The sequence below is a fragment of the Pseudoalteromonas sp. NEC-BIFX-2020_002 genome (genome assembly GCF_013002825.1).
Classification (GTDB): domain Bacteria; phylum Pseudomonadota; class Gammaproteobacteria; order Enterobacterales; family Alteromonadaceae; genus Pseudoalteromonas; species Pseudoalteromonas neustonica.
This window is the reverse complement of record NZ_JABEPJ010000001.1, coordinates 489104-512395: the sequence shown is the minus strand read 5'-3', so window position 1 is coordinate 512395 and position 23292 is coordinate 489104. Positions and strand designations below refer to the sequence as shown.

15 protein-coding genes are annotated in these 23292 nt (G+C 40.0%); 4 read left to right on the top strand and 11 right to left on the bottom strand.

All coding sequences use genetic code 11. The features are described from left to right. Window positions 1-109: 109 nt before the first annotated feature. The 10 genes from HJP15_RS02080 to HJP15_RS02035 form a co-directional block, all read right to left on the bottom strand. Window positions 110-2749, bottom strand: a complete 2640-nt coding sequence (locus HJP15_RS02080; protein WP_054204053.1) for a glycosyl hydrolase family 18 protein — start codon at window positions 2747-2749, stop codon at window positions 110-112. Between the two features lie 66 nt (window positions 2750-2815). Next, entirely contained in the window at window positions 2816-4429 is a 1614-nt protein-coding gene (locus tag HJP15_RS02075) for a lytic polysaccharide monooxygenase (protein WP_170172954.1), read from the bottom strand. Window positions 4430-4497: 68 nt separating this feature from the next. Then, window positions 4498-7677, bottom strand: a complete 3180-nt coding sequence (locus HJP15_RS02070; protein WP_170172953.1) for a glycosyl hydrolase family 18 protein — start codon at window positions 7675-7677, stop codon at window positions 4498-4500. Between the two features lie 448 nt (window positions 7678-8125). Then, a complete protein-coding gene (gene arfA / locus HJP15_RS02065; protein WP_054204051.1) occupies window positions 8126-8326 on the bottom strand; it encodes an alternative ribosome rescue factor ArfA in 201 nt (66 codons plus the stop codon). 390 nt (window positions 8327-8716) lie between these two features. Further along, the gene (gene azu / locus HJP15_RS02060; protein ID WP_054452374.1) at window positions 8717-9157 is read right to left on the bottom strand and encodes an azurin; all 441 of its coding nucleotides are present in this window, start codon (window positions 9155-9157) and stop codon (window positions 8717-8719) included. A gap of 165 nt (window positions 9158-9322) precedes the next feature. Next, the gene (locus HJP15_RS02055) at window positions 9323-11860 is read right to left on the bottom strand and encodes a TonB-dependent receptor plug domain-containing protein (protein ID WP_170172952.1); all 2538 of its coding nucleotides are present in this window, start codon (window positions 11858-11860) and stop codon (window positions 9323-9325) included. A gap of 302 nt (window positions 11861-12162) precedes the next feature. Further along, window positions 12163-12813, bottom strand: coding sequence for a UPF0149 family protein (locus HJP15_RS02050; RefSeq protein ID WP_170172951.1), 651 nt, complete (start codon window positions 12811-12813; stop codon window positions 12163-12165). A 58-nt stretch (window positions 12814-12871) separates the two neighbouring features. Continuing rightward, window positions 12872-13828, bottom strand: coding sequence for a sensor histidine kinase (locus tag HJP15_RS02045; protein WP_054204047.1), 957 nt, complete (start codon window positions 13826-13828; stop codon window positions 12872-12874). Next, the gene (locus HJP15_RS02040; RefSeq protein WP_054204046.1) at window positions 13829-14377 is read right to left on the bottom strand and encodes a heme NO-binding domain-containing protein; all 549 of its coding nucleotides are present in this window, start codon (window positions 14375-14377) and stop codon (window positions 13829-13831) included. Next, the gene (locus HJP15_RS02035) at window positions 14374-15483 is read right to left on the bottom strand and encodes an HDOD domain-containing protein (protein WP_349304605.1); all 1110 of its coding nucleotides are present in this window, start codon (window positions 15481-15483) and stop codon (window positions 14374-14376) included. Before HJP15_RS02035 ends, HJP15_RS02040 begins: the two co-directional genes overlap by 4 nt. 123 nt (window positions 15484-15606) lie before the next feature. Here HJP15_RS02035 and nosR point away from each other — a divergent pair, with 123 nt between their 5' ends. Together nosR and hemH are read left to right on the top strand one after the other, a co-directional pair. Continuing rightward, window positions 15607-16929 (top strand): response regulator c-di-GMP phosphodiesterase, NosR family, encoded by a 1323-nt coding sequence (nosR, locus tag HJP15_RS02030; protein ID WP_054452383.1) that lies wholly within the window; start codon window positions 15607-15609, stop codon window positions 16927-16929. An 87-nt stretch (window positions 16930-17016) separates the two neighbouring features. Then, window positions 17017-18036 (top strand): ferrochelatase, encoded by a 1020-nt coding sequence (hemH, locus tag HJP15_RS02025; protein WP_170172950.1) that lies wholly within the window; start codon window positions 17017-17019, stop codon window positions 18034-18036. Here hemH and arfB read toward each other — a convergent pair. Continuing rightward, window positions 18031-18444 (bottom strand): alternative ribosome rescue aminoacyl-tRNA hydrolase ArfB, encoded by a 414-nt coding sequence (gene arfB / locus HJP15_RS02020; protein ID WP_054204042.1) that lies wholly within the window; start codon window positions 18442-18444, stop codon window positions 18031-18033. The genes hemH and arfB overlap by 6 nt on opposite strands. 113 nt (window positions 18445-18557) lie before the next feature. Here arfB and HJP15_RS02015 point away from each other — a divergent pair, with 113 nt between their 5' ends. After that, the gene (locus HJP15_RS02015) at window positions 18558-19124 is read left to right on the top strand and encodes a hypothetical protein (protein ID WP_054204041.1); all 567 of its coding nucleotides are present in this window, start codon (window positions 18558-18560) and stop codon (window positions 19122-19124) included. Window positions 19125-19229: 105 nt separating this feature from the next. Continuing rightward, complete coding sequence (locus HJP15_RS02010) at window positions 19230-23291, top strand: SNF2-related protein (RefSeq protein ID WP_170172949.1); 4062 nt, start codon at window positions 19230-19232, stop codon at window positions 23289-23291. The last annotated feature ends 1 nt before the right edge of the window (window position 23292 follow it).

The following is a 23292-nucleotide window of genomic DNA, read 5'->3' as shown; positions in this document are numbered from 1 at the left end:
GTATGGAGTATTAGAATGAAAACACAAAAAAAAGCAGCTCAGAAGCTGCTTTAAAAGGTGTTTTACACATTAATTAATCACCCAAGAGTAGGCTTGGGTGAAGTATTAATTAAAGTGATTTCCATACGTTTGCTTTGCCTGGCTCTTGTCCTTGAGTCCACCACTTAGCTTGGTATTTACCACCATTGTGAGAAACTTGGTCACCACTGTTATAAACAGCTGATGATTGCCAAATTACATTACCGCCACCATCAACTGGTTTTGTAGTCGCTTCCCAAACGCCACCTAAATCAGGACGGTTACCTTGAGTCCACCATTTAGCTTTGTATGTTACGCCGTTAAATACAACAGTATCACCACCTGTGTATACTTTACTCGCATCCCACGTGTCACCTGGAGGAGTTGTGGTGTCTTTGTTAGTCACTGTTACGGTAAAGCTGCGTGTTGTTGCAACTTGGCCATCACTTACTGAAACTGAAACAGTTAAGTTTGTGTCGGCGTCAACTGCACCAGCTGTAAGGCTTACATTTGCGCCATTACCTACAAGTGTTAAACCAGCAGGTACATTCCAGTCATAAGTAAGTGCATCATTTTGTGCATCCGTTGCTACAACAGCTACTGCTGCAGAAGCACCTTCTTCAACTGTAATGTTGGCAATTGCATCTACAACAGGAGCGGTGTTGTCGCCACCCGTTACTGGTGCTATAACGTTAACAACTACATCTTTACTTACTGTAGCTTTACCATCTGATACGCTTACAGTTGCAGTAAACTGGCTATCTTGCGTTACGTTTGGTGCAGTGATTGCAAGTGTGCTTGTTGAAGTACCTGTTACAGTAAGTTCAGCAGAAGCAACCCAAGAGTATGTAAGTGTATCGTTATCTGCATCGGTTGCTGTTGCGCTAACAGATACTGACTCACCCGCATTGACTGTTACAGCGTTTGTTACAGATAGCACAGGTTTTTTGTTAATTGGTGCAACAACACCACCTAAGCCATCATGCATTGCATTAAGAATATCGCCGTTATCTGCATCAATTTCCCATGCAAATAGGCCACCTAGGTTATATTGGTTTACATATTGACCTTTAGCAATCACTGAACGAGGGCTATCATAAGTGATTAGTTTACCCGTTGAGCGGTTCCATACATATGCCGCCTCAGCTTGTTCGTCATAACCAACTTCAAAGCCATTTACACCATTACCTGATGCGCCAACCATATATGCTTGAATGCCTTTATAATCAATAACGCCTGCTTCCCACACACCTTGTGCTTTAGTGCCGGTAAGCTTGCCATTACCTGGCGCTGTCATTGGGTTATTTGCAATTGTAGCGTTACCCGGTGTTACACCTTCCCAACCACGGCCATACATTGCAGTACCTACAACGATTTTCTTAGATGGTACATTTTGCGCAAGTAATAGCTGCACTGCGTTATCAATTGTATAAGCAGGGCCTTTACGTGGTTCGCCATTTTCATCAACACCTGTGCCATTACATTCGCCAGCACTGATGTGCTCACCACAGTAAATACCTGTTTGATGACCTGTTACATTATTCCAACCACCAAAGAAGTCATAAGTCATCGCAAAGATGTAATCCATATACTGACTTGCTGCTTGGTAATCAACGTCTTGTATTTTGTCATAGCCGGTACCAATTGCAGAGCTTAGCTCATAAGTACGACCTGTTTCAGCTTCTAGCCTATCTAGCATCTCACGTAATTCTTTCATTAACGCAACATAAGCAGGACCATCTTTTACAGGGTCACCTAGATTTGGATTCGGGCCATCACCACCTGGGAATTCCCAGTCAATATCAATACCATCATAGAATTTCCATGTTCTTAAAAACTCTTCCATAGATGCTACAAACGTGTCACGGTTTGCTTTTTCAGTAAACGAGAAAAACGGGTCAGATAATGTCCAGCCGCCTACTGATGGTAAGATTTTAAGATCAGGGTAACGTTGCTTAAGTGCCATTAACTGTGAATAAGTACCACGAATTGGATCTTTTGCATCAACACCTGGAAGTGCTTTTTGTACTGCTGCCCATGGATCATGGATAACGACTTCAAAGTCGCTAGAACCCGCACATGCTTTTTCTAGTGCACGCCAGCTGTTACCGTTTTCGATTTCTTTTAATGATTCATTAGGGCCACAAATTGGAATGAAACCGTACAATAAATGCGATAAATTTTGCGCTGGAATATTTGATACATCGTAATCACGACCATAAATACCCCACTCAACAAAGTAAGCACCCGTCACTAAACCTTGTTTAGTACCGATGTTACGGTTGTTAGGGTTAACATCCATAGGTAGTGGTGCTAAATGGCCACCGTCTGTATCAGCAATTACAATTGGTTTACCTGCGCTGCGTGCACATGTTGCGCCAGCTTCACATAATTCAATATAAAGCGTATGACGACCAGATTTATCATACGGGAAGCTAATAGTGCCGCTTTTTGTGCCTGCAGGTAAAGCGCCCTCATTTACAAGCATGTCATCAAAGTACACTTTATAGCTATCGCCACCAGTACCACTCCATGCATTCCACTGTAAGTTGATGTTAACAGTGTCAACACGCTTGACCAGTTGCTTATAAGAGCCATTACTTTCAAGGTCTACTTCAACAAAAGAATACTGTTGAGGTTCCCAATTTAAGCTAGGTGTTGATGGCGCAGCTGTAGCCGTACCTGCGAATAATGCAACACCAATGGCTGCTGTTAAATGTTTAATATTCATATTTCTCTCTTATCCATGTTTTAATTATTGGGTAATAAGTTTGAACTACAAAACTTAGTAATAAAGTTATAGTTTTTTCCATACACTGGCTTGTCCAGGAGTATCACCTCGAGTCCACCATTTAGCGCTATAGCGCTGTCCTTGATACGTTACTTCTGCGCCACCTTGATAGGCTTTTCCTGCATTCCAATCTGTACTTGTGCCCGGATTAGATGCTGCCTTCCACGCATTTGAACTATCTGGCTGTTGCCCTTGATTCCACCATTTAGCTGTATACACAACGCCTTGGAAGGACGCCTTATCGCCAGCTTGATATGTCGCTGAGCTATCCCAAGCTGGTACTGTTGGATCAACTGGGTCGACAGGATCAACAACTGTTATGTCGTTAACTGTCACTTTAAACCGAGTTTGTGTAGTAAGTTCACCATCCGATACAGACACTGATACCGTATAATCGGTATTAGCTGTTACTTCTGGTGCACTAAGTTCAATATTTGCATCGCCACCTGTAAAGCTCAGCGGTGCAGGTACTGACCAGTTATAAGTCAACACACTTTGCTCATCATCAAATGCGTGTAAGTGCACTTTTGTTGTGGTGTTTTCGTCAACGACTAAATCAGCAGGTGTATGAACAATAGGCGCTGTATTAGCTGGTGCACCTTGCACACTTAGCGCGTAGGTATAATTAGCATTGCTGCTATAAACTTGGTTAATCAAAGTGTCGGCGTCATTAAATACAACATCGCCAGCTTGGTTTTGCACACCGATTTGTACTAAATGTGCATAATCAAGATTTAGCTGTGTTGCAAGTGCTTGTTGCCAATTTGATTGGTTTTGCATAGTCACTTTTAGTTGTTGATTAATAACCTCTTGGCCATTTTCATCAAATAAACGTGCCCATACGGTATCACCCGCGATTGCGTTTTGCCCTTGACGAACAAAGTAACCAACGCTGGTCCATACACTTGGATCTGTTGGAGTTGCGTCATTTACTATATTGATATCGCTACAGTTATAAAAACCTTCGCCAACTACATCATTACGCTGCCAACGGCTATACAAAATCGCATCACCGCTACGATCTTGCGGGATCGCAACGTTCATTTCGTAATAACGCTTACCATCTGGATCTTTAACAAAATCAATATTAGCGTGCTCTTGCACTAGCTCTAAATCAGCCCATGTCAATACATCAGTTGCTGCATTAAAGCTTGGTTTAGTTAAATAAAATTGCCAAAAACTCGGATTGTGGGGCGTTGCAGCAAGGTAACGAATTTGGATTTCACCATTAGCATTTGGCACCACATCACTGCGCTGCCAATGAGGCGATGGTAAATCCATACCGCGTTTTGCATTATCACCACCGGCACATAGCAACCCATTTGGTACCTTAGCTTCTACGGCTGCTTGATTTAGGTAATCAGGCGTATTTACAGAAAATTCAATATCTTGAACGAACTGCACTGTACCTGATTCTAAAAAGGCAGCACGACACGCTAGATTTGGAATATTGCTACCATCTGTTGGCCACCAATAACCTGCATCTGCCTGACAAAATGCTTGGCGAGCTTTAGGGGTATCCATATACCCATGCGCACTCACCTGTGCTGGCATTAATGTAAGTAATAAACCACTTGCTATTGCACTTAGTGATAATGTTTTAAATTTAATTGATGTCATTGCTCTGTCCTTTAAAAGACTCAATATTGGGGCAAGTAATTACCTACCCCTTATTGTTTTATTATTACTTACAGGCTACAGCTCTTAGTCCAATCAGCCGTCGAACCAGGTGCTGAACTTGTCCACCACTTCGCTTTATAAACTGCGTTATTGTGAACCATTAGATCACCGCCTGTAGCGTGACTTGGATTGCCTGCCCAGTCTTTTTGAGCAAAATTTGGATAAACAGGGATTGCTGTAATAGCGACACCTTCACATGTACCAGATGTGTCACCACCGCCGTTACCTGGATTACCTGGCTCGCCAGGATTACCGCCTGTTGTTCCATCTGGAAGTTTTGGATACTCAAATTTGAATGCGTATACTTTGCCATCCTTTTCAATAGTAAAGTTACTTGGACCTGTGATTGGCATGTAGTACATCACTTGTGCATTTACAGTTTTACCTGCACTGAAGTCCTTAGGCTGACCGCCCCATTCATTATTAAGCGTGATTGAAAAACGGTGGAATTCATTTTCATAACCACCAATATTATTACCTGCTGCATTAGAACCATTTACTTCTACTGCCATGCCCAGTTTTTCTTGTGCATTCCAGTTAGATTTAAAAATAGCCGATGTTGATACAGGTACATCAAATGAGATTTTCGCACCGCTTAGATCAATATTTGAATTATTAGTAAACGCAAATGTTGGGCTAATTGGGTAGTTATCATCACCAATTGGGAAGTCTTTTGCTTCAAACGTTACATCAACAGCTTCAGTTGGTACTGTGAAACTTGGGTTACCGCCATGTACATCATACGCAACACCACTTTGATTAAACTTGTCATACGCTAATGAAGTAAGTGTTGAACCCATGAAGTACTCGCCTTTAGCTGCATCGTAATCAAAGTCACCAGCAAGTTCCCAGAACATGATACCGCCTAGGCCATTGTTGATTACATAATCAACTTTAGTCGCCATAGACTCTTCATCTTCAATTGAAAGGAATACTTTTTTCTCTGCGTTCCATAACCAAGGTGCTACGGCAACGTTGTCATAATGGCGAGTATAAGTACCTGTTAGTTGATCGTTAGGATCTGTCTCTGGCGTTAAACCATAAACACCTAAATACGAACCAACAATACCGTTTTCTAAGTTTTTAACATGCCAAAGTGGATTAGACCCTGCAGGCATTTCTTGACCTGCGTCGTTCTTGTCATGCCAAAGGTTATCAATACCTAATGCACCGTTACCACATTTATTCTTCTCACCAACGCCTGTACCTTTAGCACAATCAGCTTGATTAGGAAGTGCAGCTTGACCCCAAAGACCATTTGTACCGCCACTTACATCTTTAAAACCACGCGTGTAATATGGAATACCGATATTAATACGACCAGCTGACATAGCACCACGGAAGTAACGCACAGCCCAATCAGTGTTTAAATAACCAATACCTTCAAACTCTTTAGTACCGTATACATTCCACTGTGCAAGTTCAGAGTCTAGCCCTGTATCGAATAATGCAGCGTTATGACCAACGTGTGAATTCCATGCACCGTGCAAGTCATAAGACATAATATTTACATAATCTAGGTACTTAACAGTTTGGAATGTTTCCATACCACGTAGTAAATAACCTGAAGATGGAGATGCGATAGTTAACAGATAATGTTTACCTGCTTTTTCACCCGCGCGATCTAATGCTTCACGTACTTTTTTCATCAGTACTTTATAAGACGCGTTTAAACCACCACGACGTGCATTTGAAATAGGGAAATCATCTGGATGACCAGAGTCTTTCATTGATGAAGGGTATTCGTAATCGATATCAACCCCGTCAAAACCATATTTCTCAATAAACTCAACTGAGCTTTGTGCAAATGCATCAATACCTGCATGGTTAACTGATCCATCTGCATTTGTTGTCATGGTGTAAAAACCACCACTTGCAACACGACCAGTTTCATCGAAGTAACCGCCTGTTTCAGCCCAACCACCAACAGACACTAATGTTTTTACATGTGGGTGCTGTTTTTTGTATTTATTTAGAAGGTTAAAATGACCTTTATAAGCAAAGCTAGGGTCCATCTCAGCGCCACTCACACCAGGCCATTCCATATTCGTTGCAGGGTTACCTGCTGAATTTGGATCGCCAATTGATACCTTATTGTTTGCATCAACATGTGCGAACGCATAGTTAATATGAGTGATTTTGTCCCACGGAATATCGTTTACTAAATAACTAGGCTGACCATTTGCGCCATTTCTCCAGCTAGTAAAGTAACCAATTACACGACGAGGATGATCTGCACCCATGATCTCACGACCATCGGCATCATATACGGTACAATAAGGCGTATTTACACCAGGTGTTTGGTATAAACCCTGAGGACGACAATCAGTGCCCGTACCAGGAGGGGTGCCCGCTTCAACAACATTAAGTACTTTTGTTGTTTGTGACGTAGCGCCTTCATTATCTGTTGCGGTCAAGGTAAATGTGACTTGTCCAAGTGCAGTCGCTTGCCATGCATAGCTACTTGCAGCTGAATTTGCTTGATGAACATCTGCGCCATTAGCAGCAAAACTCAACGACGTTACTTGACCATCGCTATCTGTGCCAGAAAGTGCAAATACAACTTGTGAACCAACGATAAGCTGCTCAGGTAATGTACTGAATGAAATAGATGCTACAGGTGCCTGGTTAACTGGGTCAACTACGCTGCCTTGCACGCTAATCATACTAATGACTTCGCTCGACTGTGCACCTTTATCATCTGTAGCAACAGCACTAACTTGATGTGAACCAACGATGGCTTGCCAATTTGTACTAAATGGTGCACTGCTATCAGTTGCGACAAGAGCACCATCTACAAAAAACTCAACTTTAGTAACTGTGCCATCAGCATCAGATGCTTGCGCACTTATGACAACGCTGTCTTTTTCGTCAAATTGAGAATTATTTGCCGGTACTAAAGCTGTCACAGTTGGTATTAAGTTCTCTGTGACAGCGCTGTCACACAAGCCCAATTTTTTCCATTCTTGCCATTGGCCAGAATTCTCTGCTGGATTAGATTGCGTCCACCACTTCGCTTCATACGCATTATTTTGCGCTTGAACTTGGCTTCCACCAGTATGTGTTTGACCAGCTTGCCATTGTGTTAACGCACTGCAATCAACTGCAGCTTGCGCACTTAAGCCAATAAAACTAAGTGACAAAGCACTTAGCTTAAAAGCATTTTTTATTATCATTGATGAGCTCATATGCTCCTCCGCCCAGGGGTTAAAAATAACATTTAATTTACAAATCGTCATTAAAGCTATCATAGTTTACACGCACGTCAACTTAATTTAAAAAAGACACGTACATATAATAGGTAAATTAGTAACAAAAAGTAATGATAAAGTCTAGTTTTTATATAGGTTATAATTGAAAATTGTATACCCGTATAAAGTTTGGGGAATTTTACGCATTAAACATGAACGCAAGGTTAACCTAAAGTTAACCAGCATAATCAGTGTTTACAGAGCTTTTTATTGCCCTTTACGGGCACGTAAAGTGATGGAATGAAGACGTCAGAAATATAATTACAGCTATATAACCACAAAACCCCGCTTAGAAAAAAATTATCTAAGCGGGGTTTATATTTTTATTCAGTAGGTGAAAGTTGTTAAACGAAAACAGCAAAAGCCCTATTTGATCACAACTATATTATGCAGCGATTAAATAGGACTCTTGTCCAGCATGTTTTTTGTTGCGCTTAAAAGACCCTTTGCCTTTTTTAGCTGATACAATTTGTGGTTTAAATATTTTAGATGTGACTAAAGCTGCCAACGCATTATCACGAATAACCCCTCGACCAGTATCAACACTGTTATTGTGAGATTTTTGACCTTTTTTATGTTTTTTCATTAATATTTCCAGTTCATAAAGTGAATAAATTAAGCAGCAAGTACCATGGTACTTGCTGCGGATTGTAGGACTTACTAGCTAATTAGCAAGTGTTTTTAATACTATTTTAAAGATATATTCTAGGGCCTGTTGACCTTTGTGGATTCAAATTTGTTCAATCTAGGGGCGATTTAATCGCGGCGAGAGATTTGTAACCTAGCGGGCTAAGTAAAAACCGAACTACAACGAGTTAATCGCCCCTAGAGAACCCTTTGGGCAGCGCATGTTTGGCATTTATACTGTGTTATCGCCTATTTATGGGGAGCAACCACACACCATAGGCTCTGCCTTGCCTAAATACCAAACATACTGTTGCAAAATCAATCTCGAAAGGTCAACACGCTCTAGCCTTTAAATTAGCTTAAAATCCCCCTGCATAATTGCAAAATGCCCTGGAAAGGAACAAAAGAATTTATAAACAGTGCCTGCATTCAAATTCTCTGTTGAAAACTCGATAGACGTAGTCTCCCCACCACCAATAACCTCTGTAGAGGCCAGCACTCGAGGGTCATCTTTTGGAAGGTAACGATTCTCAAGCCCTGCTTGCATACCTGCCATCGCCAGCTCTTTAACATCAGCAGCCACACTAAGCACCCAATTATGTCCCATAACATTGGCGGGTAATTTACCGGTATGATTAAGTGTTAATGTTACAGTTTTACAGCTTTTATCAACTTCAAGCTGTTTAGTGGAAAATGCCATAGCATCATTAGCAGAAATAGTGACTTCGCATTTTGCAAAAACACCTGTAGATAAAACAAGGGAGGCTAAAAGAAAAAGTGGCTTGAACATAACAACACCTATAATGAGAATAATTATCAATACTATATATTGATATTAATTCTCATTCAATAAATATTTTTATGTGCGCAGTGAGTACTTCGCATATATTCTAAGTACTTATATCCGAAGTACCTAAAGAAGCAAAATTCGCTTTTTAAGGCACTTCGGTGTGCATCAGAAGCTAAAGCTTACTTTTGCATAATACGTCATACCATCAAACCCATATGGCAATGCTCTAACTGGATATTTAAATGCACCATTTGTAATAAAATCAAGGGCCTCATCTTTCCCTAATTCATCAGGTGTTACATCAAACACATTATCAATACCTAAGTTAAAAGTCAGTGATTCACTCAGTTCATACCCAAAATTAATATCAACTAATACCGCAGATTCAACAACACTGGTGTCTTTAAATTCACCTGTTGGCGATAAGAAGTCAGGTAAACCGATATGATCATTACCAAAGTACTTAACGTCGGTTTCTCCAAAATAATTAAAACGTACCATTGCACTCATTGCATCACGCTCATAATCAAACGTTAACGTACCACGCTCACCTGGCTGTCCATTTGTTAAAAAGCTGCGTTGAGTATCATCTAAAGCTATCTCTTTAGGGACGCCTGTGGGGGCGTTTACTTTATCAATGTATGTGCGATTAATATTACCCGCAAATGCTGCAGAAAAGTCACCATCGTATAAATCTGTGCGATAAGAAAGAATGACATCAACACCCTTGGTTGTTGAATCGACTGAATTTGAGAAATAAGCGGCTTGATCTGCTCCCGTAGCATTAAGTGCAGCAACAGCCGCAGGGCTAAACGCAAGATCTTCGGCCTTCATAAAGTTACCCAAAGTAATACGATCTTTTATTGCTGTATGGTAAAAATCAACGGTTAATGACAACTCGCTACTTACATCATAAACAAAACCAAAACTAACATTTTTAGAGCTTTCTAGTTCTAAACTTTCAACGCCTAAAGCAACAGGAAGATCTGATCCTGCTTTAGCAATAAATGATTGTTCCAGTACACCACCATCACCTAAGTTTGTTGTAAAAGCTGTATATGCACTTTGTTGTAATGAAGGTGCTCTAAAACCACTAGAAATCGCACCACGCACAGCAAAATCATCATTCAATTCGTAACGAGATGCAAGCTTACCAATAATATCATCACCCGCGTCTGAGAAGTCTTCATAACGAAGTGCGGTACTGATATTCCACGCATCCGTAATCATCGTCTCTGCATTAACATAAAGTGCATGGCTATTACGACTTTGGCTATTTGATGCCTCAGGGCGTAAACCATTGTAAGCTTGGAAACCACACTCAGCCGAGGTACTTGGATCATTTGCTGAAGGGTAAACAATATTCTGATTCGCTAAACCACATGCATATGATGCTTCATCACCAGGCACAATTTGATAGTTTTCTTTACGGTATTCTGCACCAAAGGATAGGTATATAGGCTCACTTCGACCAATATCTATAATCCCATTTATATCGGCATTAACGGTTGTTTGATCAAAACGAAAACCACCCGAATATCCCCCATTTGGGCCTGAATTTGCTGCGATATCAGCATCAGTCGCATTAGGATTATTTAAAACATACTCGGCTGCATACGATGCATTTAGTGTATTACGTGAAGTAAAATCATATTGATTTTCACCGTACACGGCTGACACATCGTACCCCCAGTCGGTATTAATGTCGCCTTTGATGCCCAACGCTAACGAAATATCCTGCGCCTCATTATAAATACGTGGTAAAAAGCCATCGCTGTATACTTGAGTTACATTTTTAGAGGCCGCATCAAAATTACGATAAAAACCATTGCCTAACGCTGTACGTTCAGAGTAACCACCAAACGAATATAATTCTGCATCATCAAGTGGTAACGACATATTATAAAATAAAGACGTAAACTCACTTTCTGAATTCCCTTGCCCCCAACGTACGGTATCAGATAATGTACCTGCAGATACCGCTGCAGAGCCACCGGTATCACGTTCAGCACGGTTAGTTCCGTCAGCATCACGATACTCAGCAGAGACGTTTATAAAACCGCCTTGATCGCCTAAATCAAAACCACGGTTTAAACCAAGCGATATGGTATCACCATCGCCCTCACCCGTACTGCCAGCTTGAAAATAACCTGTTGTAATACCTGTTGAATCATTCAATGATAAGTTAATAACACCTGCGATTGCATCCGAGCCATATTGCGCAGCTGCGCCATCACGTAACACTTCAACCCCTTTAAGTGCAGATAAAGGAATCGCATTCATATCAGTACCGGCAGCACCAGCACCAACGGTGCCAACTAAGCCGAAAATAGATTGATTATGACGACGCTTACCATTTACCAACACTAACGTCTGATCTGGCTGTAAGCCACGCAGTGTTGCCGGACGAAATAAATCTGAACCATCTGATACTTGCGTACGCGAGAAATTAAAAGAAGGTGCCGTTGCTTGTAAGCTTTGACCAAGTTCTGTGAAGCCACCTTTGTTAAGTGTATCAGCATCAATTAAATCTATCGGAGAAGAAGATTCCGTTACAGTTCGGTTTGATACTCTAGATCCCAAAACTGAAATTTGTTCAATGTTTTTTTCTGCTTGGACTTGTGCTTCTTCTGCAATAACCGAAGAGGCACTAAAAGCCAGTCCCACTGCAATAGCCAGTGTATTTAAACGAAGTGTTGTCATGTGTGTTCGACCCTGTTGACTCATTTCTGCTTTTAAGCTCGCCTTAAATAACAGTTGAGTTCATATAAAGATTATTAGAATTATTAATTTAATAGCTCGTCATTTACATAATGACGTCCTCCCAAACATCCTAGCAACATCTATCAACAAAAAGAAACATATTTAGCTACTACTATGGTCGAAATATGCAATATTTAGCTATTATTTATCTTCATAACTATTTTTGATTGAATTTTGGACAAAAAAAAGCATGATTATTCAAATCATGCTTCTCGAATCATTCTTTTTAGGGTATAAAAGTTCTAACCTTCTTCTTCAAACTGAGATAACTTTTCATCTTCAAGCATCAAAGCCATTGATGCAATTGCCGTTAAACTTTCATCCAAGCTTTTATATAGCAACGGGAAGTTAGCACTAAGTTTGTCTGGTTCGGGCTGCTGCGTTAATGTATTCTCCCATGCAGAAAACGTTGCCAATAAATTCAACGTAGCTTCAAAATTATCAATGAATAATTGCCCATCAGCTTGATTCGTAACTTGTTGCTTATCTGCACTGACCAAAAAGCTAAAATCTTGCTCCCACACAGCTTGATTTACTTCATAACCTGCCAGATAACCCTTGCACCAATGCTGCAATCGCGCACTTGGCATTGTATCTGAGTCTGAATGTGGGTAAGTTTCAGCTAAAAAATGTCTCTGTTCAACCTGTGCCTGCGTAATATTGTCGAGCAAGGTAATCATTGCATCTCGTTCTTGTGACTCCGTCATCATAGTTGCATAAGCCGGATCATTTTTATCCGCGATATAACCCACTATTTCTGACTCCCCATAAAATTCTGAGCAAGCAAGTAATCCACAAATAAAACCAAGCACACTATCAATGTCTGTTACTTTAAATTCAGCATGTTGACTAAGATAGTCGCTAAATATGATGGTACTTTTTTCATTAAGCATAAGTCACCCTGAGATTATTATTTAAGTTTACAATTACACTAGCTAACTATTGAGCAATTTAAAAGCAATTATTAATCACTGGAAATAAACACCGTACATTCGTCCCTTGATTTGCATGACTACTAATATCAATTGCGCCTTGGTGATCGCTCACCATTGAATACACTAAAGGCATCCCCATGCCAGTTCCTTTTCCCACCGATTTTGTAGTGAAAAACGGATCAAAAATACGCCCTTTAACTTCCTCGCTCATCCCACAACCATTATCTTCAACACCTATGATAATGTGCGGATCAGAAAACTTAACTTCAATATAGATTCGACCTTTCTTCTGCATTAAATTTTCGCATGCATGTTTCGCATTAATCAGTAAATTAACAACTATTTGATTAATAGCTGATAAGTTGCAATACGTTAACGGGATTGGCTGAAATTTAGTTATCACCTCAACCCCCTTGAGCTGACTCTTTAATAATTTAAGCGCATTATTTACACCATCGGTCATATCTACTAAAATTTTTTCATTATCTGACGGGCGTGCAAAATTAAGTAAATTGCGGACAATTTGATTTATCCTTCGCAAACCTTCAACACTATCATCAATCAGCTCGACAATATCTTGATTAATAACGTCAAAAGCATGTATTTCATTCATCTTTACTAGGAATTCTCGAAACTCTCGCTCACTCACCTCTCCCTGAGCCAACTTTTGGCTTAGCTCAAGTAACTTAAACACTGACTGGTTAATGTACTGAAGGCTTTCTAAATTACTCATCGCATAGGCTAAAGGGTTATTGATTTCATGTGCAACACCCGCAGATAATGTCCCTAAAGTGGCCATTTTTTCCGCATGAACAAGCAGTGCTTGCTGATGCTCCAAAGCAGCTACTTTCTTTTCTAACTCTTCATTTAATGCAAACAATACACGGCTTTTATCTTCAATCAGTTGCTCCGCTTGCAAGCGTGCTGACTGTTCACGTAGATAAGCTTGTTTATAGTCTATATCCATTGTCATTTATTTAGCCGGCTGGTAATAAATATTCAAAGTGCAGCGTTCATCCTCTCGAAGTAAACATTGCTCATGCTCAATCGTTACATCCATTAAAAAATACTCACCAGCGCCATAAATTAATCCTTCAGCCAAAAAACATAATTGCCGTGGTGATTGGTAATGCATCACGATATGCCCAGGACAGACCATCATACAATCCATAGTAGGTAAATTTGTATTTTGATAAAGCTTGCTCACCTCTTTATGAATAACACTATCAATATTTAATATTAGTGCTTCAAAATGCGAATAATGACCTACAACAACACTATAATGCTTCATAAAATAATTAAACAAATAGCGACCAAATTGATTCAACACCTTAGCCCTGCTAAGCTGTAACTCAATACAAATATCACTGACCAGAGCATTTAGTTCTTGATCAGGGTAATTATTAACTGATACATAGGCACGATCTTTCGGTGCATTTTTAGCGAGTAATTGATTCCAACAAGCCATGTCTCTATGAGTTAACACCAACCCTTCAAGCGACTGAAAAATAACACCTTTCATATAGTTACTAACTCCTGTATTAAAACAACTAAATCGAGATTTTCTAGCGCCTGAATATCACCTTCTGTTAATTCAAATTCAGGTGTTTGAACCACTTCTCGCGCTAAAAAATGTATTGCTATTATGGGATCCGTTATTTGGGATAACGTTTTTGGCAGCAACATTGCCTGGGTAATTTGCTCTGAAAAACCCCACAAATTTAATATGTATACAGATATAAGCTCTTCAGAGAGCAACGTCTGCTCACCTTCATTCAATTCTTTTACTAATACATAAAGCGCCATAGAGCCAACACCGCTTAATAAACCTAAAAGAAAAACAATATCTTGTGATTGAGAGGAAAGATGCGCTTTTTTTGCAAATACTTTGGCTTGCGTTGCTCGTGCAAATGCATGATCTGAAATAGTCGCTAGCAGCTTATTTGATAGTATTTTTTGATAATGACTCTGTACCTCACTGTTTACCACAAGTGCCCTACATAAACTTGTACCCACACGTATTAAAGCTTGCTGCAAATTGGTTGTTTCACTTGCAAAGCCTAATAAAGCTGAATTAGCTGCTTGAATCAGCTTACTACTTAAAAGTGGTTCATGTGAAATTAACCCTATGAGTACTTCAAAATTAACTGGTTTTTGCAAAAGTGCATTCGTGATTTGTATAACTTGTTGGCGTATTACTGGCAGCCCTTTCATTTTCCCTAACAAATTTTTTAGCTCTGGTGCTATTGCTAAATTAAGCAAACGTTGCGTGCATTGCATAACATGACGCAGCTGCGTATAAGTGAAAGGTTTTGCCAAACAAAAATGTGCCATTTCATCAGCTTGCCATGGTAAGTCATCAAAGCTAGTACCTTTTAATATGCAGCGAATTGTTGCAGGACTATGCTGCTGAAAACAGATAAGTGTTTCTTGAGTGACACGACTACTCATCCCTACTCCACATAAAACAATTTCTATACTTTGAGTATTAATTATCTCGATACATTTATCAGCATCAGTTAAGGCAGTCACAACAATGTGCGATCCTGCTCTTACAAGCGCTTTTGTTAGGGCCCTCAAGATTAAAGGCTCATCGTCAATAATCAGCACATGAATAGCTATTTGCATACCTATCTCAAATAATCTTGCCATTACTTAAAATTAGCACAATTAATTTCTATCGTATGTTTATATTAGAAAAACCCACATCAACCAACTATGCTTACAGAAAAGAATGCAATGAGGCATTAAGTGGATCAACTATCAAAAAAAAATGAATTACAAACAGTTCAAGTGCTATGTGTTGATGATGATGAGATTGTCTTACGCTCATTATCAAGACTGGCAAAGAATAATCAACTTTCAGCCATCACGTGTGACTCACCAGATAATGCATTAAAGCTATTAACGCAATATGAGTTTGACGTAATTATCTGCGACATGCGTATGCCAAAAATGACTGGCGCGGAGTTTTTAGAACAAGCACAAAAACTTGCACCTGACACTCAACGCATCTTGTTAACTGGCTATGCCGATATAGAAACCACTCTAGCCGCCGTTAATCAAGGGCAGATTCATGGCTATATACAAAAGCCATGGCAAAATGACCTGCTACTTAGAAGTATTGTTGGAAGCATTGAAAAATACCAACTCAAAAAGCAAAACAAGCTACTACAAGAGCAAGTAAATAAACACAATACCGCACTTAAAGAACTCAATAACTCTTTAGAGCAAAGAGTCGAAAAACGTACAAAACAAATCAAACAAGTATTAAAGCAGTTAGAAACCGCCAATGCCCACGAAATAAATGAACACAGATCGACTGTTGAGTTACTTTATAATTTTATTAATGCCAACCCCTATTTAGATAGTAATAAAGCACAAAATATTGCTAATACCTGTACCTTGATTGCTAAACAGCTACAACTTCCTGATAAAAACGTAGAAATGGCCTCTATGGCAGGATATTTAGCGCAAATTGGCTTACTTGCTATGGATCCTGAGCTATATAAAAAACCGGTCCATCAACTAACCGAACAACAACGTAAAATTTTTTATACTCACCCAAGTACAGCACAGTTAATGTTAATGCCTGCCACACATCTACATGATGTGTCTGATGCAATCTATCATCAGTACGAACGCTTTAAAGGTAACGGATTACCAAAAGGATTACGCGGTAATGATATTCCATTAAGTGCATTAATATTAGCACTGGCGCGTGATTATTGGGAAGCCTATGAGCAAAGTAATGCGACAGCAGAACAGCGTCATCAACATGCATTAGATACAGTAAAAATGTATAGCGGTAATTTCTATCATCCCAAATTAGTTAAAGCGTTAGATGCATCAGGAATCGCTAATTTCAAACAACAGTCGCAAGTCGGCTCGATGCAAATAATTAATGCTCAAGCACTAAAACAAAACATGATTCTCGGCCATGCTATACATAGCCATGCAGGTATTATGTTATTACCAAAAGGCCATGTATTTAGTATCAAATCAATCGAAAAACTACAGCAACTCGAATCTAAAAAACCGAGCCCTTTTAGGATCATGATCAAATCTACGTGAGAAAGTGATCACAAATCACCGTGGGTTCGTTACAATACCCATTAAAGTACCCATTCACAATTTTATTTGCTCAACAAGGAGCTTTGCGTGTCGCGATTTTCAGCCGTAACCGATAATCCCCATGATAGTCGTTTTAATCAAAAAACAGGTATTCTGCTTACTAACTTAGGCAGCCCTGATGCACCGACAGCTAAAGCACTACGGATATATTTAAGAGAGTTTTTATCAGACCCTCGGATAGTAGAAATTCCACGTATCGTGTGGATGATAATACTACATGGTATTATTTTACGTATTAGACCAAAGCGTTCAGCTAAACTATACGAAAGTATTTGGACTGAAAATGGTTCACCTTTAACGCACATTACACGCTTGCAACGCGATAAACTTGACGCTTATATCAAAGCCCAAGGATATACTAATACTGAAGTAGTGATGGCAATGCGCTATGGTAACCCATCAATTGAAGCGGGCCTTGAACAACTAAGAGAGAAAGGCTTGACGCGTATTGTTATTTTGCCTTTGTACCCACAATACTCAAGCCCTACTACAGGGTCCACATTTGATGCTGTCTCAAATGTACTACGTAAGTGGCGCTGGGTGCCAGAGCTACACTTTATTAATGGCTATCACAAAAACAGTACGTATATTGAATCTTTAGCTAACAGTATAAGCGAAGACTTACAAGCTCATGGTATGCCGCAAAAGCTCGTATTTTCATACCATGGCATGCCAAAACAATTTTTAGATAATGGCGACCCATACCATTGCTTATGCCTACAAACCACGCGTTTAGTGGTCGAAAAACTCGGGCTTGATAAAGATAATGTTATTTCTACTTTTCAAAGCCGCTTTGGTAAAGCTGAATGGCTTAAACCCTATACCGACGCCACACTTGAGAGTTTTCCTGAGCAAGGCATCAAAGATATAGCAATTATCAGCCCAGCTTTTAGTGCAGATTGCCTAGAAACTCTTGAAGAAATTGAAGGCGAAAACCGTGAGATTTTTGAGCATGCTGGCGGCGAAAAATACCGTTATATTGCCGCATTAAATGACCGCGATGATCATATCGAAGCATTATTCGAAGTACTCAAACCTAATTTATAATTTTACACTGCCGCGCAGCGCTTTGGTGTTGCCGTGTTTGGTTTTTTTATCCATACGCCTGCGCTGCGAATTTCGTGTTGGTTTTGTTGCTCTTCTTGCTCGTTCTACCTTGGTAGCCGATACTATTAACTGTTTTAAACGTTTTAATGCATCTTCCCTGTTTAATTCTTGTGTGCGATGACTTTGCGCCTTGAGCACAATAACGCCATCTTTTGTAACGCGACTATCATTTAGTGCAAGTAAACGCTCTTTGTAAAATTCAGGTAACTTCGAGCGCTTAATATCAAAACGTAGATGAATGGCGCTAGCCACTTTATTAACATTCTGACCCCCCGCACCTTGAGAGCGAATAGCTGTCAACTCAAGCTCCCACTCATCGATTGTTACGGTATTTGAAATAATTAACATGACGTTCAGCTCGTTTTGGTAAAAATACAGTATATCATTATTAGAATTTTAAATAGCGCGATACTGATTTTTAGACTTTAATCCAAATAGCCATATAAAAAAGAGACCACTCTATGAAAAACATACTTATCTCACTTAGTTTATTAGCAATCAGCTTCTCAAGTTTTGCTAAAGATATTACTGAAAATGAATTACAAAGCTACATGAAAGCACTCCCTGCTGTAGTGGACTGGTCACAAAACCAAGACTCACTGCAAAGCATGGACTTTGGGAGTATGCTCGGTGGCTCCGAAGGCGGCACGAGCGCACTGGCATTAAGTGCATTAGGTATGATCAAAGACAACGATCTTTATAAAGACTTTGCAGCCCTTACTAACGAATACGGTTTTACACCTGAACAACTTGTATCTGTCGGTTCAGAGGTATCAATGGCCTACTTAGAAAATATCAAAGGCGATTTATCTCCTGAGAATAAAGCTAAAGTAAACCAGCTAATGGGTGGCTTACAGTCAATGAGTAGCACGAAAGATAAAGGTGCAAGCGCAATGATGGGTACAATGGGTCATTCTGCTAATGCAGCGCAAACACAAGCAGAAGCCCCTGTAGTAAGTGACAGCAATTTAAACTTAGTAAAGCAATACATGCCACAGCTACAAAAGCTGTTTTCTATGGTGCAATAAAAACTATAAAACACAATAAAAAAGCGGCATTAAGTCGCTTTTTTATTGCTTGTTATAGTGTGATCTTTATACTCATTGTATTGTTTTAATTACTTTAGTTATTTTATGTCTTTGACTAACTTGCCTCGCGTTCAAACCGAAGATGAACAAAAACAATTATGTGTCTTGCTCGCTGTATTATTAGGCGCATCATCATATGGTTACCAAAACTCAATTCAACAATTCTCGCAGCGCCTTTTTAGCCATGTTAAAAAAGGCTATTCTTTTTCAAACGCGCAAGTCACTAAATACGCTAAGCAATTAGAACAGCAAGAACTTATATGGAAACTCCCCTACGGCCCGCATTATAAAATATCGATAAATGCGGTCGCATACATCTGTGTGAATATTCTCAAGCAGCAACCAACACTGATACGTCCTTTTCTTGTTGAAGCATGCCAAAATTACTATCAACAAGACAAAGCATTAAATTTTTTAGTGGTACTCCTGCATTATTTTGATGATAAAAATAACAACAGAAAAACCGCTTTAATTAATATTGAGCGAGACTTAGACCCTCATTTTGTGAACTTATTAGGCCAATCTCGATTTAGTAAACAGTTGTGGGAAGTGCTTCCAGAGCAGTGGCAACAGGCTTGCTTAGTGCATTTTATTCGTGGTCAATTTTTTAATTTACATGAAAGTCAGAGCTGGCCGTCATTGCTTTCAAATCCCACGTTAGCGTGTGAGCGAAAGCAGCGTATTTATCTCAATGAAAGCATGGCCGTTTTACTGCAAAAAAACGATTATGATGAATTACTCATTGATAAATCAGATCAACTTTTAGCCACCTTTATTGAGCCAAATATCAATGCAATTAATGGCAATCAATTAGATGTGACAATAGCTCAATATAAAAGCGCACTCACTGTTTTTAGAAAACAACACGGTAAAGGTGTCTATCCAGGGGAAATCACCGGTTTACTGTATATCACCTGCTTATTTGCCAGCGGTACTGCAACCGATCTTAAACAGTTACTCACAATTAAAAAGTGGTATCACAAGCACTTCGGCGAACTTAGCTATATCAGCCAAGCAAGTGATTACTTACTCGACAGTGACCCAATAGTGCACTTTAAAGATTATCGCATTAGCAGCACACTTGAGTATTTATTAGCTAACCCAAACGCGTTACCGGCACTTTTTAGTTTATTACTTGCGCTCGTTAAACACAGTAAAGACGAACAAATAAACGAGCTAAGAGGCAACACTGCGCTACTTACAAAACTTGTCAGTTACGCCCAGCAGCAATCACACTGGCTAGGCGAGCAATGCTTAACACTCGCTAATTGGTTACGTGACGACACGCCACTGCCTGATCAAGGCCTACTTCAACACTTTAAACGTGTGCCTCAGTGGCAACGCTGGTTGGATGAAGTGAGTCAAATTGAGCCACCAAAACAAAACCAGCGAGTTGTTTGGCAACTCGACTTAACACATTTAGATTTGCCGATTATTCAACCCAAAGTGCAACAACTTAATAATAAAGACGAATGGACTAAAGGGCGCAAAGTTAATGTTCACGATCTTGATAACGCGCAATACCTGCCTGCGCTATCAGAAGCTGATCGCAGTTTAATTCAAGTTATCTACAACCATGCAGGATTTGGCTATAAAGAAATACAAGCCACTGGCGCCGTTTTACAGGCATTAGTTGGATTTGTAGGTTTAGAAGATCACCACGGCGAGCCGCTTTCGCTTATCAAAGGTGAATTTATTATTGAGATTGCTCAAGATAAAAACGAATGCTATCGGTTAATTTTACAACCAGAGATCATCGACGAAAATGATGACTTTATACTCATCCATAGTCACTCTAATTGCTATCAAGTTTTTATTTTTGATGACAAACAACGTAAACTTGATGCGCTACTTTGTGAGCAACCAAATAATTTAACACAAGAAAAACTCCCTCAACTCAATGCAGCGCTTACTGCATTAGCCGCAGATCACCATATCAGTAGCCAACGTACAGAGTTTGCACAAGTGAATAATGTTCGCCAAGGGCTGTGTGATTTCAGTGCAGTGATAAAACTAACGATGATGGGAATTGACGTTAATTTTTATGTCATGCCATTTGGTCTCGACGGCCCTTGGCTTGCCCCCGCACAAGGCGCAACAACCTTGGCACACAACGACGACACGCAAAACAACAGCATTGTAATTAAACGTGACCTGAAAGCAGAAAAACGCGCATTTAAAAAGCTACTTAAAGCATTGAGCGGTGTTTTTATAAATAAAGAATATCAACAGCACAGCGATCATCATCAATTCTTTGTGCCACCCGATATAAGCCAAGCAATCGAAATACTTGAAAATGCAAAAAAAGACAACGCCCTCACATTAAGCTGGGACGAAAACACGCAAGGCATGAAAGTGGCTAAAAGTCAGCATTTATCACTTAACTTAAATGATGATAATGATTGGTTGAGCCTCAGTGGTAATGTTTCATTACCAAGTGGCGATGTTTACGCATTGCAAACACTACTCAAAGCCCCGCGTAGAGGCAGTATTATTAAGTTTGATGAAGATAACTCACTTTTATTGGATCAACGTTTAACTAACTTATTAAACCGCCTTGAAGGCATGCAAATTGACGATAAAAATGCCCCTGATGACCAACTTCGTATCGCTAATGCACGCGCTCTGCCACTGTATCAAAGCGTCGCTGATTTAGGTGATGTTACTTTTGGTGAGAGTTGGCAAACACGATTAGCTAAATTCAATCACACAATAGAACCAATCCTCCCCGTTCACCTTGTAAACATTCTGCGTGATTATCAAGTAGTGGGAGTAAACTGGCTAATGCAATTGGCTAATTGGGGCCTAAATGCGTGTTTAGCTGATGACATGGGACTAGGAAAGACTTTACAAACGCTTACCGTATTACAAATGCGTAGCAGCCTTGGCGCAAGCTTAGTTGTAGCACCTAAATCAGTGTGTCATAACTGGCGTGTTGAAGCAGATCGTTTTGCACCAGCACTCAATATAAAAACCATAGATAATGCCAGCACATGTGAGCAGGTACTCGCAAACGCCGCAGCAGGTGATATCGTGGTGGTAAGTTACGGGCTATTACCGCTAATTGGTGAACAACTGGCAACACATGAATTTGCAAATATAGTGTTTGATGAAGCACAAGCAATTAAAAATCCACTCAGCTTGCGAGCCAAAGCCGCGTTTGCATTAAATGGCCATTTTAAAATCGCGTTGTCTGGCACGCCTATCGAAAATCATTTAGGCGAACTGTGGAGCTTATTTAACTTTTTAATGCCCGGCTTTTTACACACACTACCAGTATTTAAAAAACGCTTTGGCAACGCAGATAAAAACCAACAACAAGCTGATACCCTAAAAACCTTGGTATCACCCTTTATTCTGCGCAGAACAAAACAAACGGTGCTCACTGAATTACCTGAAAAAACCGAGATCAACCTTACCTTTGCACTGAGTGAGAAAGAACAAGCCTTATACGAAGCAACCCGCTTAAATGCATTAGAGCAAGCAAACCAGGAAGACAGCCAATACATTACAATTTTGGCATCACTTACTAAACTACGCCGCGCGTGTATTGCACCGCAATTATTACTTGCTAACAGTAAGCTGCCCTCGAGTAAACTCGACACCGCAGAAGCGATTATTGAGGAACTACTACAGAACAATCACCAAGCGCTTATCTTTAGTCAATTTGTGGATGTTTTAAAACTGGTCGAGCAGCGATTGCAAAAAAGAGGCATAAACTATTGCTACCTCGATGGCAGTATGAGCAGCAATAAACGCAAACAACAAGTTGATAAATTTCAAGCCGGCGACGCACCACTGTTTTTAATTAGCCTTAAAGCCGGTGGCACAGGACTGAATTTAACAGCCGCAGATTATGTGTTGCATTTAGACCCTTGGTGGAACCCCGCGGTTGAACAACAAGCCTCAGATAGAGCACACCGCTTGGGGCAAACGCGCCCAGTGACGGTCTACAGATTAATTGCGCAAAACACCATTGAAGAGAAAATCTTGAAATTGCATGAACATAAACAAGCCCTTGCCGATAAAGTACTTTCTGGCACCGGTGATGCTGGGCAAATGTCTAAAGATCAACTACTGGCGTTATTAAGTAATACTGAGCTGTGAT